The following is a 15372-nucleotide window of genomic DNA, read 5'->3' on the forward strand; positions in this document are numbered from 1 at the left end:
AGATATTAGCTATTATTTGATGAATTACTATAACTGGCGCAGGCCGCATAGCCACAACCAAATGGTTGCCCCTGGAGTAGCCGAAGAAAAACTTAATTCACTGTCCGGAATTAGTTGACCACAACATAACTCCCCAATTTAATATTGAGCTGCCAACAGAAGAAGATTTTTTATCAACTCTAAATTATTCCCACCCATCGGAATCTCCTATAAAGGGAGTAATTGGTGACACTTTAATTATTGGTTATAGCTAAAGAGATTTTAAAGTTTAATGCCATAGGGATAAATCTTATTTCATAGTGTAAATATTACTAGTACAGTTATTTACAGAACTCCAAGTAAGAGCCATTTTGCCATTCTGGCAAGTGGTTAGCTAAAGATTATTCTTGGCTTAGTCTTGATGTTTGATATGAGCTAAAACTTAGTTAAGGACTTCAGCTATTTGAAATGCTGTATTTGGCTGCAATTTAATTTTAAGTTATAGCTTTAGGTTATGCCTTTTCTACCTTCCATGAATAGTGCCTTGTGATTATAGCTTTACCAGCGAACCATAAGCCTTTTACTTTGAGTATGAGTTCACCATCGTAATAGCTTTGCAAACACTCGCCAGTTTCTTCAACGAAGTTTAAACCGTAATGTAATTTGATAGGTCTATCTTTTAGTTTTGTGTGTAAACCGCCCATAGCGAGTATGTAGCCTTTCCAATCGCTATTATCAGCAGCAAAGCGAGCTTGTACTAATAAATATTACAATTTTGATTGGTCTAAGCCTTGGGTTTGCTAAACTCTAAATATTCACACTTTAGATGTTAAAATGTCATCTAAGATAAACTAGTTGGTTACTCAAAACAACGTTGACACCCATCGTAAAGTTATTGAACCAAAATAGGAACTCAGCTATGGTTGAACCATTAATAAAAATATATTAAATACGAGTTATTCTACAGGCTTGTTAGGCATACAAGGAGAGTTCAGTGAAAAAATTAACTTTAGTATTTATATCCCTTATTTTATCTTTTTCAAGTTTTGCAAATGACAAGTTCACGGCAGATCAATTAATCGAGAAAGCAAAGGCATTTGTATCAGCCAAAAATGCTCGCCAACAACCAAATACAACCACTAAAGAAATAGATCATTATATATCGCTATTATCTGATAACTTCATCGATGAACATGTTAAATTCAAGTTTATGTATACTGATAAATCGAAACTCCGTTCAGATATGATTGGTAAACTAAAAGATGAAGTTATAAATAGCAATATTGAGGTAAACGAAATTATGGTAGGGGCTAATGTTGTTTTTATAAAAATGACTGAAAGGGGGAAAGTTAAGCCTGCGCATTTAGATAAAACCATTGAATATAGTAAAGCTAATATTGTTTCATTAGAGTTTAACGAATCAGGTTTAGTAAAGCATATCCGCCGACACCACGGTTAATGTATGCCTAAAAAGAAACAATGTTGACACCCATCCTAAAAACAATGATGACACCCATCCTAAAAACAATGATGACACCCATCCTAAAGTTTAACAGGGCGCTGTATACGAGAAGGTAAGTGTGGGTATATTGAAAGTACACCTTACCTTTACTAGAAAGAGTCAATATTTCCTCAGAAAATTGGTTAAAACTGACCACGCAATTTACGCGTGCGTATTTCATGGCGCAGTAGGCAGGCCAACATCACACACCAGCTATAGCGAAAACTTAAATAGAAAACGGCGCAGTAACCTTAGCAACTGCGAAAAGCTACTGGCGTAATTTTTAGCATAATTAAAACGTCGACTATTGCCTTAAGGCAAAAAATTTTATGTCTGTAATTTAGGGGGCTGCGCTTATGAACTGAGCTAAGGAGGGCGAAATCGTGATTATGTTGGAAATGTACACTTACTGCTGATTTCAATCGATGCGCTTGCTTTTTTGCTTTCGGTAAATAATTAAGATGGGTGTCAAATTAAATTCATCATCAAATTAAATTCATCAGCCTCAGGTGTTTGCTTACTACATATTCACTGTAGTAGAGCGGGAGGACAATATATTCCTTTTCCAGTGATGATGAGCCTTGCGTGCCTGTGAGTTTAATTGTTTTGATTGGCTGGCATTTATTTATGTACGATTGCAGTGATTTTGCTTTGGTGCGTTTACCACTTTTTACTTCGATAGGCAGTATGTTGCCTTCATCATCAGAGAGCACAAATTCGATCTCCGCTCTTGCATCACCCCATGAATATGTTGGGTCAATGCCTTGTGCAGCAAGTTCCTGTTGTACAAAGTTTTCGGCCACAAAGCCTTTGTATTCATAGCCTTGTTGTTTTATTTCTTTATACCCAATGTTTAGCATATGATTTAATAAGCCCACATCAAAAAGAAATAATTTAACGATGTTGTCTTTTTTATATGCTGCTAATGGGCTTTTAGGTGTGCTATCAATAGGGTGGTTTTTGAGTATCAAGCGGCACTTGTTTAACCAAGAAATAGCGCTTTCAAAATCACCATAGCGAGATTTTTTATCGTGCACTCCTTTAAATTTAAAGCGATTAACCGATTCATCCATAACTGAAGATAACTGTGCTGGAACATTGTTAAATACAGCTTCGATTAAACCTGCATCTACTTTTCCTGAGTATTTTCCGAAGTCTCGTTGATACCCCAGTACTAAATTTTTATGAATATCTGTTACAGCTTGAACGCGGTCAATGATACTGTGAGCAGATAAATCAAACCATGTATTTACAGCTTCTGGCATACCACCAGTAAAGTAATAATCAGTGAGTTTTGAAAATAATTTACTATGTGCTGCACTTGAGTTTGTTTGCGCTGCAAATGCCTTAATTAGAGCGGTTTCTTTTGAGGCGATCAGAAATTCACGAAATGTGAGAGGGCGTAGATTATGCTGTTCCACCTTACCAACCGGGAAGGAGTTTAATAAACCGATATTAGAACCACTGGCAGCAATGTGCATATGCGGCGCTTGTTCAGCAAAGTATTTGAGGGATGTGACTGCTTTAGGGCATTCGCCTATTTCATCAAGGATCAGTAGATCTGTATTAGGGTCAAACGTTTTTCCTGTAAGTAGCTCAATATTAGATAGTACGTCATCGGGCGATAACGAATCAGCGAATGCTTCGCTCATTTGTGGGGATTCTAAAAAATCGATTCGAATCACGTTTGCAAAGGTACTGCCTAATAGAGTTTGTAATAAATAAGTTTTACCTGTTTGGCGAGCGCCATCAATTAATAATGGTTTTCGTGTAGGTTTAGATTTCCAACCTAATAACTTTTCTAAAATTAATCGTTGCATGGCAGGTCTCGCATTACTCATTAGATGATTAATTACACTTTATTGCGCGAAAAAATGCAAGTTTTTACACTTTTATGCGCGAATAAATGATGTTTCCCACGTTTTTATGCGCGAATAAATGTGGTTGTGTTGTATGAATTAAATTTACTGCCATTTTAAACGGTGATGTTTTACCTTGTTGTACAGTCGCTTTTGAGGGATCGCGAAGATATTAAATAAAAATGACACTCATCATAAAGTTTGTATTTTCATATTTTTACTAATGTTTAATTTGTGTGAAAAATATATAGGGTGATGCATGGCAACACAGCAGCTATAGCGAAAACTTACACATAAACTGCGCAGCAACCTTAGCAACTGCGAACTTAAATTGAAAAGTTTATTTTGTTGGACTTTTATTAATTGTTTTAAATAGTACAAAGGAGGCCTAGGCCTCCTCTAGTAACCTACCCCCTAATTCCCTGGGCCACATTCCATACATTGGTTGATAATGTCTGGGCCAAATTTAAGTTTGGCATTTAAATCACGCAGGGCGGTACGTAGGCCTTCTTCGATTACAGGGTGATAAAATGGCATGTCGAGCATTTGCGGCACGGTCATTTTGTTTTGTACAGCCCATGCCAGTAAGTGGGCGATATGCTCGGCTTGTGGACCGATAAACTCAGCACCTAAAAACAAGCCAGTGCCTTGTTCTGCGTATAAACGCATGTGGCCTTTGTTTTTTAGCATTACGCGGCTTCGGCCTTGGTTTTCAAAGCTGACTTCACCAATTTCAAAACAACCGCACTCACCAAAGCGGGCGGTTATTTGCTTGTAGCTTTCACCCACCATGGCAATTTGTGGGTCGCTAAATACTGCGGCAATAGGTGCACGGCGCAGGCCGGATTGTACATTAGGGAATCGTCCTGCATTTTGCCCTGCGATAGTACCTTGATCGCTGGCTTCATGTAATAGAGGGATCATGTTACTGGCATCCCCTGCGATAAATATGTTTGAATCGCCACATTGCATGGTGTATTTATTGGCAAGCGGCACGCCGCGTTCATCAAGCTCAATACCTGTGTTTTCAAGGCCTAGTTTATCGGTATTTGGCACGCGACCTGTGGCTGCTAGCACATAATCAAATTGCTCTGTTTGTTTTTCACCGTTTTTGTCTACATAGGTAAGTTGTGCTTTATCACCAACGTGTTTCATATCAGAGACATTGGAATCGGTATCAACATAAAACTCTTCCGCGAATACGGTATTTGCGTAATCTTTAATAACTGGATCAGTCACTGGGCCAATCGCGCCACCTACACCGAATAGTTTAACGTTAACGCCTAAACGGTGCAAAGCTTGCCCTATTTCAAGGCCAATAACGCCGGGGCCAAATACGGCAACTGATTCAGGTAGATCCTGCCAATCGAACACGTCGTCGTTAATAATGAGTCTGTCGCCAAAGTTATTAAATACGCCTGGGTATGCAGGTCGCGAACCGGTGGCAATAACAAAACGTTTGGCTGTAATAATTGTGTGGTCGTCAATTTGCACACGATTTGTATCTAAAAACTTAGCATAACCACGAATTTTATCATCAGCGGGTATTTCATCTACGGCTTCTACTACAAATCCTGCAAAACGGTCACGTTCGCTGCGCACTCGTGCCATGACTTCTTTACCGTTAATAGTAGGCTTTGAGCTATGCACACCAAACGCAGGTGCCGCTTCAATAGCGTGTGCGGCTTCTGCTGCGGCAATTAATAACTTACTCGGCATACAACCAACACGCGCACAGGTTGTACCGTATGGGCCTGCTTCAATCATTAATACGTTAGCTGTGTGTTGTTTTGCGTTGCGGTATGCGCTTAAGCCTGCGGTGCCAGCACCAATTACAACAACGTCGGTTTGCAGTTCTTTCATAGTGGTATCCTGTTTGCGAATATTTGGCAAAAAAAAGGGGCTGTTAGCCCCTAATATTAATTATGCGAGGGGTGTTAAATATTAAGCAAAATATTTTTCTAAATCGTCAGAGCCACCAATGTGCTTTCCGCCGATAAATACTTGTGGCACAGTTTCACGGCCAGAGATTGCTTTAAGGCTCGTTAGTGATGCGCCTGCACCCATAATGATCTCTTCATACACAAGACCTTTCTCAGTCAATAATGCTTTCGCTTTTTTACAAAATGGGCAGCCAGGTTTAGTAAATAAGCTTACTGCTTGAGGCTTAACTTGCTCTGGGTTGATGTACTCAAGCATTGTGTCTGCGTCTGATACTTCAAACGGGTCACCTGGTAAATCTGGTTCGATAAACATTTTGTCAATCACGCCATCTTTAACCAGCATTGAATAGCGCCAGCTACGTTTGCCAAAACCTATCTCGCTTTTATCAACTAACATGCCCATGCCGTCAGTGAATTCGCCGTTACCGTCAGGTAATACAGTGATGTTTTGTGCTTCTTGGTCAGCGGACCATGCGTTCATTACAAAGGTGTCGTTTACTGATAAACATACAATTTCATCTACGCCATTTTGTTTAAGCACACCCGCTAACTCGTTATAGCGTGGTAAGTGTGTAGATGAACACGTTGGTGTAAATGCACCCGGTAGTGAAAACACAACAACTGTTTTACCTTTAAAAATTTCATCAGTAGTCACTGATTTCCACTCGTCGTTTTGACGCGTTGCGAATGTAACTTGTGGGATTGTTTGACCTTCAATATTCTTTAACATGTTTTTTGTTCCTCTTGATTTGTTGATAGCCATTATGCGTGTAAATTAACAATAGTTCCAATCGTTTGTTTGTATTATAGTGATAGGTAATACCGATTAGTAGTGAGTTTGCAATGAATTTAAAAGACTTAGAATATGTAAAAGCTGTTGCGCACTTTAAGCATTTTCGTAAAGCAGCCGATGCCTGTTATGTCAGTCAACCCACCCTGAGTGGTCAAATAAAAAAATTAGAACACGAGCTAGGAGTCACACTATTTGACCGCTCTACCAAGCACGTTACTTTAACCACGCAGGGTGAACGTTTGTTAACGCAGATCAAAGTGATCTTAGAGCAAACCCAAATATTAAAAGAGCTAGCGGCCACCTCATCGGCGCCACTACAAGGTAAAGTAAGAATAGGCATTATTCCAACAATTGCACCGTATTTATTACCTACTTTACTCACATCGATGAAAGAAGCGTTTGCGCAGAGTCAATTTGCCTTTGTTGAAATGCAAACCGCCACATTATTAAATGCGCTTGATAACGGCGAACTCGACATCGCTATACTAGCAGATGTGCCTGAACTTAAACTTTATCATACGATTAATTTATACAAAGAAGATTTTTTAGTGGCAATGTCTGAGCAAAATACATTAGCACAGCGCGATAAAATTGCCTTAGACGAACTACGCTCATGTAGCTTATTAATGCTTAGCGATGGGCACTGCTTTAAAGATCAAGCGCAGCAGTTTTGTTTTGCCGCAGGGGTCGATGTATCAAATGAATATTTAGGGAACAGCCTTGAGACATTACTTGCGCTAGTAGCTATGGATGATGGTGTAACGTTTGTGCCAAAGCTGGCATGCGTTGAGCGCGCTGGCATTAGTTATTTACCGATATTTCCGCCTCAACAACGTAGCATTGTGCTTGCGAGTCGTAAACATTACCCCCATTTGGCTGGGGTAGATAAATTAGCTCTATGGCTCAGTGAACACCCAAGCCTTGGTCAACAATTGGTTAAGGCTCTACGTTAATACCCATTTTATTAAAACGTGATTATTCTAGTTTTTTGTTATGATTTTTTATTTTTAGCCTAATCATTAAATGCCTTTTTTGTTTGTTTATATAGGTTTTTTGAAACGGCTGGGTGATATTAATGTAAAGTTGTTTTTAAAGGCAGAGTTAAGCTCTGCTTTTTATTTTCATCATATGGAAGTGATTATAATAAAGCGAATATTCATATTTTCTCACCGTTAATCTCACTCCTTCCTCTTTTGAAAAAAAACGTCACTTTTGGTAGTCACAGCAGCTTCAAGAGTAAATGCTATAGATTCTTTAATTGCACAATTGTCGCGCAGTCAGGTAAAAAGGTTGAGTCTAATTAGCGCTAAATAATTATTAAAATAGAAGGTTAATAGTGTGAAAAATTTAGTAATGACCATGAGTAGTGTAGTGCTGGCGTGTTTTTTGACATCGGGCTGTGATTTTTTATTTGATAAAGCGCATGGTTATCGCGGGCCTATTGTTGTGACGATTGAAACAGAAGATGGCTCAGTGCCAGAATTCCCTTTTTTGATAAAGTCGGCCTATTCAGAGTCGTGTGGCCACAGTAGTTGTGGTATTGAATTTGGTTATAAATATTTTAAAGCTGCCTATGCTAATGAGCCAGTCACCTTCCCACGCGAGCGTTTGGATTTATTACAGCCCAATGCCTATGCATCGATTGAGTTTACGGTTACCCATCCTAATTATCACCAAGGCGGATTTCCGCGAGGCTTTGGGCCCACCGATGCTGATGACCCCATACATATCACGTTTACCGTTAAGCCGTTTGCTGAACAAATGAATAAAGTAGCTGGGTGGGCGACTGGCCCTAAACAAGACATGCAAAACTTTACACCTGAGAGCAGAGAATATAAAAAAGCAGACATTCGGTATCGCCAAGCGCGTTTTAATTTAGGACAGACGATTAAAAGGCACATTACGGTGATCAAAACTTTTTACTTACCTCATTTTTCAAAACGTATGCAACAACGGGTGATTGAAAAGTATCAACCGATTTTTAGAGCCTGGTATTACGGCGTACCTGAAACGGATTGTTGGGATATGGTTGACTGTAGAAAGCAAATTTTAAAACCAAGGAAGGCTGAATATGAAGGACTATAAGCGTAAAACTGCACTTTTTTTTGGGGCGGTAATGGTATTTAATTGTGCTGCGCACGATACCAATACCAACCTCGATAATTGACTAAGGCTCTACGTTAATTAACTGTACTACATCATTAATTTGAATGTTGGGTAAAGGTTGCTGATTCACACTGACCGCAACTGCGCTTTGCTGGTATACCTGATTTACTTGTACTGTGTTTAATGTCGTGATCAGGTGTGGCATTTTATTACCCGCAGCGTCTGTTAAATAGTTATGGTGGGCAATACTTAATAACTGGCCTTTTTCTAGGCCGTGCGCTTTCCCTAAATTAATAATTAATTTATCGTTTTCAATATGTAAAATCTTACCTTGTGTTTCAAGGCACGCCATTGCTGCTTGTAAGTCGTAACTCGCTGTTTGGTTTATTTCTTCGATGCTTTTACCATAATCAGAGCCCCAAAATTTTTCGCTAAATACATCAATAATCTCGGTTTTTTCAAAAGGCCAAATAGCTTGGCTACGATAGCTTTTTTGCCATAATCGCTCATAGGTGGTGCCATCAAATAGTGCAAAGTCGACCTTGTATGAACGTTGGTATGTTTCATCTTGCCAAAAGGCATAGTCGCTATTAAGTTTGTCGCTATTTGAAATGTCGACCATTTGGCTTAATAACACGTATTGCGAATTGCTGCGCATAGCAATTTCTTCTAATAGGGCGTTACTGTAATCGTATTGCTGATTAAAAAACTCACCAACGCGAATAGGAAAATTAAAGTAGGCGGTGGGCTTAGCGTTCATGGCCGACTTATTTAAAGTCTTATAGAGAGATTCGCTGGTGGCTTTGTCAATGTCAAAAATTTGACCCATCATTGCTTGTTCACGATTGACTAATTGGGTCTGAGTGATCGCAACAAATTTATTAAATTGGCTTGCCGGGCAGTGCTCTTGTTGTGGGAAAATATCTAAACGCAACGTAATCGCGAGCTGGTCAGATCTTCGGTCTTCGCTGATCATCTCTATTTTTTGAATTTCACCGTGGCTTTTTATTTTTAACTGATCTTGCATTAGCACGCCGTCAACTAAGGTTTGCATTGACGTAACGCGTGCACCAGAGAACACTAATGCCTGCGTGATCGCATCTTTTATAGCCGCTGACTTAGCGCCGCTAATATCGTTATTTTTAATACTGGCGTGGCCGGTTGATTCGTACCATTGCGCAAATGCATTTACAGAGAAAAAGCTAATGCTTAGCCAGCTAGTGATGATCACTATAATTGATAACACGCGTTTCATTTTCCTAACCCCATACCTACATTTGCTATTATGAATAACAGAGCAAGGACTGTACCAGTTGTTTAATTATAGGCTTTTAAAACAGAATTACACACTAACCTTGGCATTAATTGTGCATTAATCTGACGATTATGACTCTTTAAAAGCGTGAAAATGCCATGCGTACTGTAATTTTGTTTTGTACTTTAGCAAGCCTGAGCTTAGCTGGCTGTAGTAGTATTTTTGATAAACATGTGGAATATAAGTATGTAGAGCCAGATAACTACCCAATATTAAAAGCAATAGGGTATGCCCCCATAAGCGCTCAACAGGGGGAAAACCAGTCACAACGTTCACTCATGGCAATTAAAGCATCTAAGCTTGAAGCTTACCGTGAGCTTGCTGAGCAAGTGTATGGGCAAAAAATTACCGCTGGTACAACAGTGCAAGGCAGTATTGCGCAAAATGATCGGCTACAAAGTCAAGTTCAAGGGGTGATTAAAGGCGCGCAGGTCGTTAAAACATATGCTGTTGGCGACACCTACGCTACAGAGTTGCATCTTGATATGAAGCGGGTACATGATTTATATATTGGTGAAATTAAGCCAAGAGAAGTTAAAAAAGTAACGTATTACTAAGAGTTTGTTATGCAATGCCCGAGGCGCTATATTTTTATTGATATGTGCTAAGTATGACTTTTTTAAAAGAAATGACAGGCCGCTTTCATTAAAATTTGGATGCAGTAGGGAATGCTTAATATAATCTTAAGTGTTGGTTACGAAGAAGCTTATGCTTTTAGATTTCTAACTAATTCATTATTACCATGAACAGCACTGCCGCCTTGGTCATAAGTCATAGATGTTGGCGCGCCAATTAATATATCTTTCAATTGTCTAACTGTTAAATTTGCTTGATGAGCAGCATGAGCATTAACGTCGTTTTTTTTCTTACAAAACTCTAGTTGCTTTCGGACATTATGAATAAGTTCAGGGAGTTCAGCTGATTGCTCATCATTAGTCGTCATTAAGGTTTTTAGTTCTTTATCGAGCGTTTGAATTTTACTTAAAAAACTAAGCTTCTGTTGGGCAAGATCTTTTAATCCTTCACCACGGCGAGATGCAATGGCTGTTAATTCATCATCTAAAATACTGGCCAATGAGGTTAAGCAATTTAACTGCATTGTGAGCTTAGAGCATATTAAAGAATTATGATCAGCCATACACATCAAACTCAAATGAAGCTATGCTTTTTGCTAACTTTTCAGTATCAACTTGATATTTACCTTCGCTGATTGCTTTTTTCAGCTCTTCAACTTTTTTACTATCAAAGCCAGATGACTGCTGTGTTTTTTCTTGCAGTGATTTAAGCTGCTGAGCTTGAGGTGTTAAGCTAACAGAGTCAGTTGCAGCTTTAGGAGCCGCCGTTTGCACTGCTGTTTGTGAACTATTATTTTGTAAATCAACTTTTTGCTGTTTAGCATTGGCCAACACATTAGCCTGTTGTTGACCTTTATTTACTTGGCTTACCATGATTTTAACCTATACATTACCCAACTGATGCCTAGTTATCGGCATATATGTTAGTTACTTTAGCATAAATATGGAAATTTAAATATTTACCTGCACAGACTCTACACCGTCAACACGGGCATTTAAAATTTTCCCTGATTTTTTATTCTTAACTTTTATCTGCTCTCCTAAAGTACCATCTTCAAGGGCTAAACCTGAAGCTTTAATTTTTAACCCTCGGATCACAGCAAAAATAGTGACGTTGTCGCCTTTGCAAACCATACATATTTGGTTCATAGAAATAGGAAAACCACTGCGTATATTTCGTTTACTACGACTGCCAATCAGTAACTGTGTGTCTTGGAGATGCTGAACTCGAACAAAATGTTTAGGCTTCATAATTAAACTTAAATGATGATCTTGAATAACTTCGCCTCTGGCGAGGTTTTCACTGGCGACCACTACTGCAGAAAGCTCAACGACACGTACGTGAACATATTGGCTCCAGCTATTCGTATCATCACATTTAACTTGAACTGTGACCTGACGATTAAAGGGCGGTTCTGTAGGAATCGTTAGTATAGGTTGACTTTGACAACTGCGATCAGGGATTCTGCTATCCAAGGTGAGTGCGTTAAGTTGGCGAGTTTCTGGGTGCGAAGGGCCTAACTGATCAGCCACATACGAAACCGCAAGTTCTTGTAATTCTTCCTTGCTGTAAGATTGAGCGTATAGAGGTGATACTAGAAATTGGCTAGCAAGAAAATAAAAAACACTGTATCTTCGGCTTTTTTTTAACAAACTCATAATGTTTCGACTATGCTTATTGTTGAAAACAGGGTATATATATTTAGCGTCAAAGAATAGACGCTCCCGCGATGTTATGTAGCTTTAAAGAAGGAAAGCAATTATTGTTCCGTTATTATTCGCTTTCTTTAGGAGATTGAAATGGCAGGCATTTTAGACTCAGTGAACCAACGTACTCAGTTGGTTGGGCAAAACCGCCTTGAATTATTATTATTCAAGCTAAGAGGGCGGCAGCGCTTTGGTATAAACGTGTTTAAAGTGAGAGAAGTACTACAATGCCCTCCTTTAACCAATATGCCAAAATCAAATGCGTATATTCGAGGTGTTGCACATATACGTGGGCAGACAATTTCTGTTATTGATTTATCTATGGCCGTTGGTGGCCCTGCAATCGAAAATATAAAAGATAGTTTTATCATCATTGCTGAATATAACCGTTCCGTTCAAGGGTTTTTAGTGGGTGGTGTTGAACGTATTGTTAATATGAATTGGGAAAAAATAATGCCGCCGCCATCTGGGGCTGGTCGATATTCATATTTAACGGCAGTGACCGAAATTGAAAATGAGTTGGTTGAAATTCTTGATGTAGAAAAAATCTTGAATGAAATCTGCCCTGTAAATACAGAAGTTAGCGCCGAAATCGCTAGTGATGGTGAAATTCAAAAAGACTTAGGTGAGCGTATCGTCTTTATTGCTGATGACTCAGCCGTTGCGCGTAACCAAGTAAAACGTGCTCTGGAACCCTTAGGTGTTCAAACTGAACTCGCTAAAAATGGTAAAGAGGCATTAATTCGTCTTCGTGAAATTGCAGAACTTGATTGCAAACATGATATTACTGAACGTGTTGGTTTGTTGATTTCTGATGTAGAAATGCCTGAAATGGACGGCTATACTCTTACCGCTGAAATTAAAGCTGATCCAAAACTTGCGCCGTTACATGTTATTTTACATACATCGCTTAGTGGTGTGTTTAATCAAGCAATGATTGAAAAAGTCGGTGCTGATGACTTTATTGCAAAATTTAACCCAGATGAATTGGCAACAGCAGTAAAAAAATGGGTTCATTGTGACTAATTCTGATAGGTGGTGTTACTTTGGAAAATAAGCATTTAGAGCAAGGCGAGTATAATCAATTTCGTTCTTTTTTAGAGCAACAATGCGGCATTGTGTTAGGCGATAATAAGCTTTATTTAGTTAAAAGCAGACTTGCGCCTTTAATGGTGCGCTTTAAAGTTGAATCGCTTTCGCAATTGGTTAGTAAAACACTCAGCCCACATGAGCGTCAGTTACGCGCTGCAGTTGTTGATGCAATGACAACAAATGAAACACTTTGGTTCAGGGATCAATATCCTTTTGAGTTATTGCAATCTAAATTGTTTCCTGAGCATAAAGAGTTACGTAGGCCATTAAAAATATGGTCTGCGGCGAGCTCTTCTGGGCAGGAGCCTTACTCAATTGCAATGTCGGTTGCTGAATTTCAGGCTAAGCAGCCTGGTGTATTAAAAATGGGTGCTCAGATAATTGGTACTGATATTTCTAATACGATGCTAGATATGTGTAAACATGCAGAATATGATTCACTCGCTTTAGCTCGTGGTTTGTCAGTAGAGCGCCGTAAAAAGTTTTTTAAAGACAGCGGCAATGGCATGGCGCAGGTTGTTGATCCTATTAAAAAACTGGTTAGTTTTAGACACCTAAATTTATTGGACTCGTATGCGCTGATGGGGAAGTTTGATATTATTTTTTGCCGTAACGTATTGATTTATTTTTCACCTGAAGTGAAAGCAAAAATTATTGCCCAATTTGCTCAAGCGCTTAACCCTAAGGGCTTTTTGTTTTTAGGAGCGTCAGAGTCAATGTCGGGACTCAGTGATGAGTTTGATATGGTTAGGTGCAACCCTGGAATTATTTATCAAAAAAAATAACTAATTCACTTCTAGCTACTCCTAAAAAAACGGTGCCGTATAAGCACCGTTTTTCTTTATAATTAATAAGTTAATCCTTCCTTTATTGTGTTCATTAAACTGGCTCGTCTTTTGCATTAATCAACTTAAGTCAATTTTTTGGAGATGGTTATGGCTATCAGTTTTGATAAAGCATTTGGGGTGCATCCTCACGCAATGTTGATCCGTTCGCAGCGAGCAGAGTTATTAGCAACCAATATCGCTAATGCTGATACGCCAGGCTATAAAGCGAAAGATATCGATTTTGCGTCTGCACTTAAAACGGCAAAAAGCCACCAGCAAAGCGGCAACAGCATGGTAACAACCAACGCTAAACACATTGCCGGCGGCAGTCGTTATGTAGGTAATAGTGAAATGTTTCGCTCGCCAAATCAAACAGATACAGGTGATGGTAACTCAGTGGATATACAAGTGGAACGAAACTTGTATACAAAGAACTCATTAGAGTATCAGGCAAGCCTGCAGTTTATGAGCGGTAAAATTAAAGGCCTTAAAAAAGCCCTCGGTAGTCAAGGAGCCTAAGCATGAGTTTATATAACGTTTTCGATATTTCAGGTACAGGTATGAGTGCACAGAATGTACGCTTAAATACCACAGCCAGTAATATTTCTAATGCCAATACTATTAGCTCAAGCCAAGACAAGACTTATCGAGCACGCCACGCTGTGTTTGCTGCGGAGTTGAGTAAAGCATCGGAATCGCACGGCAACAAACAGGGGTCGTCTGTTGGCGTAAAAGTATTAGGGATCGTGGAGAGTAATAAGCCACTGCAAATAGAATATAACCCGAACCATCCAAGTGCGGATGAAAATGGTTATATCTACAAACCTAATGTTAACGTTGTTGAAGAAATGGCTAATATGATTTCTGCCTCACGCTCTTATCAAACAAATGTGCAAGTTGCTGATGCAGCAAAGCAAATGTTAAGCAAAACACTGTTGCTTGGGCAGCGGTAATTGAGGAAAGGTTATGAGTAACGATATCAGCACAGCATCGTCAACCTATTTAGATTCGCTCAAGTGGCAAGATAAACAGGTAGCGAGCGAGCAAAAAAGCGATGAGTTAACGCAAGAAGATTTTTTCTCGCTGCTAACTCAACAGTTGTCATTTCAAGATCCTAGTAAGCCGGCCGACAATGATCAGATGATCGCACAGATGACCAGTTTTACTATGGCTGAAGGGATCTCGAATTTAAATAGCAACTTTCAGTCACTGGCAGCGTCAATGACATCGAATTCAGCATTACAAGCCTCAACTCTAGTGGGTAAGCAGGCGTTATTAGAGTCTGATAAGTTAGATTTGAATGACACAGGTGATGCTCGCGGGACTGCTGTTGCTGAAGGCCCCGTTGAAAGCTTGATGCTACGAATCGAAGATTCTTCAGGGCAGTTGGTACGTACCATTGATATGGGGGCTCAACCAGCGGGTGCTGTGCGTTTTGCATGGGATGGTAAAAATGCCGATGGGGAACGTTTACCTCCAGGTGAGTACAAAATTAAAGCAGAAGGGCAGCTTAATGGTGAGTTTACAAGTTTACCTGTTGCAACTTTTAAGAATATCGAAAGTGTGAATATTAATGGTGCTAATGGCATTATCGTTAACACAAAAGAAGGTGCGGTTAGGCTAACTGACGTTGCAGAAATCGCGTAGAAATTTTAATAATTAGTTAGCCTTCTTT

Annotated in this window: 16 protein-coding genes and 1 pseudogene; 10 read left to right on the plus strand and 7 right to left on the minus strand. The window is 39.3% G+C overall.

The window, feature by feature from the left end:
• Positions 1 to 973 precede the first annotated feature (973 nt).
• Positions 974 to 1438 carry a nuclear transport factor 2 family protein gene (locus HJP15_RS04290; RefSeq protein WP_170173143.1) on the plus strand — a complete coding sequence of 155 codons (465 nt, stop codon included), beginning with the start codon at positions 974 to 976 and terminating at the stop codon, positions 1436 to 1438.
• A 90-nt stretch (positions 1439 to 1528) separates the two neighbouring features.
• Positions 1529 to 1760: pseudogene (locus HJP15_RS21830) on the plus strand (transposase); the annotation flags it as partial.
• Positions 1761 to 1965: 205 nt separating this feature from the next.
• Here HJP15_RS21830 and HJP15_RS04295 read toward each other — a convergent pair.
• The 3 genes from HJP15_RS04295 to HJP15_RS04305 form a co-directional block, all read right to left on the minus strand.
• The gene (locus HJP15_RS04295) at positions 1966 to 3300 is read right to left on the minus strand and encodes an ATP-binding protein (RefSeq protein WP_170173144.1); all 1335 of its coding nucleotides are present in this window, start codon (positions 3298 to 3300) and stop codon (positions 1966 to 1968) included.
• 453 nt (positions 3301 to 3753) lie between these two features.
• Entirely contained in the window at positions 3754 to 5202 is a 1449-nt protein-coding gene (locus HJP15_RS04300) for a dihydrolipoyl dehydrogenase (RefSeq protein ID WP_054203379.1), read from the minus strand.
• A gap of 81 nt (positions 5203 to 5283) precedes the next feature.
• Positions 5284 to 6012: a glutathione peroxidase gene (locus HJP15_RS04305; RefSeq protein ID WP_054203378.1), complete on the minus strand. Its 729-nt coding sequence runs from the start codon at positions 6010 to 6012 to the stop codon at positions 5284 to 5286.
• A 113-nt stretch (positions 6013 to 6125) separates the two neighbouring features.
• Between HJP15_RS04305 and HJP15_RS04310 the strand changes: the two genes are divergently transcribed.
• Both HJP15_RS04310 and HJP15_RS04315 read left to right on the plus strand, forming a co-directional pair.
• The gene (locus tag HJP15_RS04310) at positions 6126 to 7028 is read left to right on the plus strand and encodes a LysR substrate-binding domain-containing protein (protein WP_170173145.1); all 903 of its coding nucleotides are present in this window, start codon (positions 6126 to 6128) and stop codon (positions 7026 to 7028) included.
• A 385-nt stretch (positions 7029 to 7413) separates the two neighbouring features.
• Positions 7414 to 8160, plus strand: a complete 747-nt coding sequence (locus tag HJP15_RS04315; protein WP_349304609.1) for a hypothetical protein — start codon at positions 7414 to 7416, stop codon at positions 8158 to 8160.
• Between the two features lie 82 nt (positions 8161 to 8242).
• On the opposite strand, the gene HJP15_RS04320 is transcribed toward HJP15_RS04315, so the two are convergent.
• Positions 8243 to 9436, minus strand: a complete 1194-nt coding sequence (locus tag HJP15_RS04320) for a flagellar assembly protein FlgT (protein ID WP_054203372.1) — start codon at positions 9434 to 9436, stop codon at positions 8243 to 8245.
• A 158-nt stretch (positions 9437 to 9594) separates the two neighbouring features.
• Here HJP15_RS04320 and HJP15_RS04325 point away from each other — a divergent pair, with 158 nt between their 5' ends.
• Positions 9595 to 10053, plus strand: coding sequence for an LPP20 family lipoprotein (locus tag HJP15_RS04325; RefSeq protein ID WP_054203371.1), 459 nt, complete (start codon positions 9595 to 9597; stop codon positions 10051 to 10053).
• A gap of 149 nt (positions 10054 to 10202) precedes the next feature.
• On the opposite strand, the gene flgN is transcribed toward HJP15_RS04325, so the two are convergent.
• From flgN to flgA, 3 genes are all read right to left on the minus strand, one after another.
• The gene (flgN, locus tag HJP15_RS04330; protein ID WP_054203370.1) at positions 10203 to 10634 is read right to left on the minus strand and encodes a flagellar export chaperone FlgN; all 432 of its coding nucleotides are present in this window, start codon (positions 10632 to 10634) and stop codon (positions 10203 to 10205) included.
• Positions 10627 to 10944 (minus strand): flagellar biosynthesis anti-sigma factor FlgM, encoded by a 318-nt coding sequence (gene flgM, locus HJP15_RS04335; protein ID WP_054203369.1) that lies wholly within the window; start codon positions 10942 to 10944, stop codon positions 10627 to 10629. The genes flgN and flgM overlap by 8 nt, the downstream gene beginning before the upstream one ends.
• Before the next feature lie 78 nt (positions 10945 to 11022).
• Positions 11023 to 11730 carry a flagellar basal body P-ring formation chaperone FlgA gene (gene flgA, locus HJP15_RS04340; protein WP_170173146.1) on the minus strand — a complete coding sequence of 236 codons (708 nt, stop codon included), beginning with the start codon at positions 11728 to 11730 and terminating at the stop codon, positions 11023 to 11025.
• A 141-nt stretch (positions 11731 to 11871) separates the two neighbouring features.
• Between flgA and HJP15_RS04345 the strand changes: the two genes are divergently transcribed.
• From HJP15_RS04345 to HJP15_RS04365, 5 genes are all read left to right on the plus strand, one after another.
• Positions 11872 to 12804 carry a chemotaxis protein gene (locus tag HJP15_RS04345; RefSeq protein ID WP_054203367.1) on the plus strand — a complete coding sequence of 311 codons (933 nt, stop codon included), beginning with the start codon at positions 11872 to 11874 and terminating at the stop codon, positions 12802 to 12804.
• A gap of 20 nt (positions 12805 to 12824) precedes the next feature.
• Positions 12825 to 13655: a CheR family methyltransferase gene (locus HJP15_RS04350; protein ID WP_054203366.1), complete on the plus strand. Its 831-nt coding sequence runs from the start codon at positions 12825 to 12827 to the stop codon at positions 13653 to 13655.
• Between the two features lie 150 nt (positions 13656 to 13805).
• A complete protein-coding gene (flgB, locus tag HJP15_RS04355) occupies positions 13806 to 14216 on the plus strand; it encodes a flagellar basal body rod protein FlgB (RefSeq protein ID WP_054203365.1) in 411 nt (136 codons plus the stop codon).
• Positions 14217 to 14218: 2 nt separating this feature from the next.
• On the plus strand, positions 14219 to 14650 hold the full coding sequence (flgC, locus tag HJP15_RS04360; RefSeq protein ID WP_054203364.1) for a flagellar basal body rod protein FlgC: 432 nt from the start codon (positions 14219 to 14221) through the stop codon (positions 14648 to 14650).
• Between the two features lie 13 nt (positions 14651 to 14663).
• The gene (locus HJP15_RS04365; protein ID WP_054203363.1) at positions 14664 to 15344 is read left to right on the plus strand and encodes a flagellar hook assembly protein FlgD; all 681 of its coding nucleotides are present in this window, start codon (positions 14664 to 14666) and stop codon (positions 15342 to 15344) included.
• The last annotated feature ends 28 nt before the right edge of the window (positions 15345 to 15372 follow it).

The sequence above is a fragment of the Pseudoalteromonas sp. NEC-BIFX-2020_002 genome, assembly GCF_013002825.1.
Taxonomy (GTDB): Bacteria; Pseudomonadota; Gammaproteobacteria; order Enterobacterales; family Alteromonadaceae; genus Pseudoalteromonas; species Pseudoalteromonas neustonica.

Bases quoted from the DNA above. Each gene is read 5' to 3' on its own strand.
- HJP15_RS04295 (WP_170173144.1), bottom strand. From the start codon at position 3,300: ATGCAACGATTAATTTTAGAAAAGTTATTAGGTTGGAAATCTAAACCT.
- HJP15_RS04300 (WP_054203379.1), bottom strand. From the start codon at position 5,202: ATGAAAGAACTGCAAACCGACGTTGTTGTAATTGGTGCTGGCACCGCA.
- HJP15_RS04305 (WP_054203378.1), bottom strand. From the start codon at position 6,012: ATGTTAAAGAATATTGAAGGTCAAACAATCCCACAAGTTACATTCGCA.
- HJP15_RS04310 (WP_170173145.1), top strand. From the start codon at position 6,126: ATGAATTTAAAAGACTTAGAATATGTAAAAGCTGTTGCGCACTTTAAG.
- HJP15_RS04320 (WP_054203372.1), bottom strand. From the start codon at position 9,436: ATGAAACGCGTGTTATCAATTATAGTGATCATCACTAGCTGGCTAAGC.
- HJP15_RS04325 (WP_054203371.1), top strand. From the start codon at position 9,595: ATGCGTACTGTAATTTTGTTTTGTACTTTAGCAAGCCTGAGCTTAGCT.
- flgN (WP_054203370.1), bottom strand. From the start codon at position 10,634: ATGGCTGATCATAATTCTTTAATATGCTCTAAGCTCACAATGCAGTTA.
- flgM (WP_054203369.1), bottom strand. From the start codon at position 10,944: ATGGTAAGCCAAGTAAATAAAGGTCAACAACAGGCTAATGTGTTGGCC.
- flgA (WP_170173146.1), bottom strand. From the start codon at position 11,730: ATGAGTTTGTTAAAAAAAAGCCGAAGATACAGTGTTTTTTATTTTCTT.
- HJP15_RS04345 (WP_054203367.1), top strand. From the start codon at position 11,872: ATGGCAGGCATTTTAGACTCAGTGAACCAACGTACTCAGTTGGTTGGG.
- flgB (WP_054203365.1), top strand. From the start codon at position 13,806: ATGGCTATCAGTTTTGATAAAGCATTTGGGGTGCATCCTCACGCAATG.
- flgC (WP_054203364.1), top strand. From the start codon at position 14,219: ATGAGTTTATATAACGTTTTCGATATTTCAGGTACAGGTATGAGTGCA.
- HJP15_RS04365 (WP_054203363.1), top strand. From the start codon at position 14,664: ATGAGTAACGATATCAGCACAGCATCGTCAACCTATTTAGATTCGCTC.